Origin of the sequence: Pedobacter hiemivivus, assembly GCF_004331685.1 — a bacterium.
GTDB classification, from domain to species: Bacteria; Bacteroidota; Bacteroidia; order Sphingobacteriales; family Sphingobacteriaceae; genus Pedobacter; species Pedobacter hiemivivus.
Genome location: NZ_SJSM01000060.1, coordinates 1 through 1278, shown reverse-complemented (window position 1 = coordinate 1278; position 1278 = coordinate 1). Strand labels below are relative to the sequence as shown.

At 37.8% G+C, this 1278-nt stretch carries 2 protein-coding genes; both read right to left on the bottom strand.

The genetic code is table 11. The features are described 5' to 3' along the window. Positions 1–34: 34 nt before the first annotated feature. The gene (locus EZ444_RS27710; RefSeq protein ID WP_225874874.1) at positions 35–589 is read right to left on the bottom strand and encodes a transposase; all 555 of its coding nucleotides are present in this window, start codon (positions 587–589) and stop codon (positions 35–37) included. Next, positions 549–1196 carry a hypothetical protein gene (locus EZ444_RS27705; RefSeq protein WP_225874873.1) on the bottom strand — a complete coding sequence of 216 codons (648 nt, stop codon included), beginning with the start codon at positions 1194–1196 and terminating at the stop codon, positions 549–551. The genes EZ444_RS27710 and EZ444_RS27705 overlap by 41 nt, the downstream gene beginning before the upstream one ends. Between the last annotated feature and the right edge of the window lie 82 nt (positions 1197–1278).

Here is a 1278-nt window from a genome sequence, read left to right as displayed (position 1 = left end):
CAGTCATGGTCGGAAGAAATTCCGACCATTTCTTTTATGTCTTGAAAAACAGTCCAGGATCTCCTCCACATTGTACGACAATTAAAGCCATTGCCAGGTCTCTGACTTCCATAGCTAGTCTTCTTTTAGCCGTTTTATAACTTAGGTCGTTAGCTTTTTTATACATCAGGACCATCATTGCCACAATTAAGGTCATGTATAAGATGATCTGTATTCCATTCTTGTTCAATGAGATAAGGTGACTTAGATTGAGTTCCTGTTTTAAAAAACGAAAGAATACCTCGATATCCCACCGCCGTCTATATGCCTGAGCGATTTCTTTAGCCGATCGCTGAAAATCATTGGTTAAAAAGTAGTATTGTTTGTCTTCTATTTTGCTTTGTATCACAACCAGACGGAAATGGTTATTTGTCAGCTGTTCATTGAAATACTTTTTTCCACTCTTTTTATGAATGGCAATCCCGGTATACAATTGCACTTTACAGTCTTTGATCAGCGTGGATTCGCCCAGATCTAAATCCTGATTTTCATGAACAAATGATTCCAGCTCAACAAACTTTCTGTTTGGTGGATTGCAAGCCTCTGTCAAGCACGTAAATATTCTGGTGACCACTTTCTTTTTTTACATGTTCCATTACCGCCTCGGGCAAGGCAATRTCTTCACTGCCATAGCATGAAGAGGTAAACAGATTGGAATGGCAAGGCAAAATACCATCAAAGGCAATACTATATTTAACTGCTTTCTTACCACTTTTGTTGTCCAGGCCCTCGCTTAATTTACCACAAGTCTCACTAACCATCGAACTATCTACCCGGATCAAGTTATATTGCGTTCTTTCGGTTAAAGAGTACAACGCTGAAAACTGATCATAAATGCMTTCGTATATCTGCTTAAAATAGTCCGGATCCATTTTAGAGAGCCTTTCTGAAATAGAACTCCTACGTACCTTTTCTTCTTCATCTAGGTTGAAAAGTATTTTAAACACGGAGTCGTTGAAGGTGTCTTCTAATGTCCGCTGGCTAAGCTTTTCGTTTTCCAAAAGGCCATAGAGCAATAAGTAAAACATCTTTTTACCATGTAGAACTTTTGCATAGTGATCGATTTTGGTATTTACTGACAGATGTGCTATAAGCGCTTCCGGAATGAATCCTAACAGGTGGTTTATGTTTATTTTATGATCTTTAAATACAGCCATACCTCATTGATTATCAGCCATTAAGATAGTGATTTCTTGTGAGAAAAACAACATAATTAACTGATTATTAACGACTTACGCG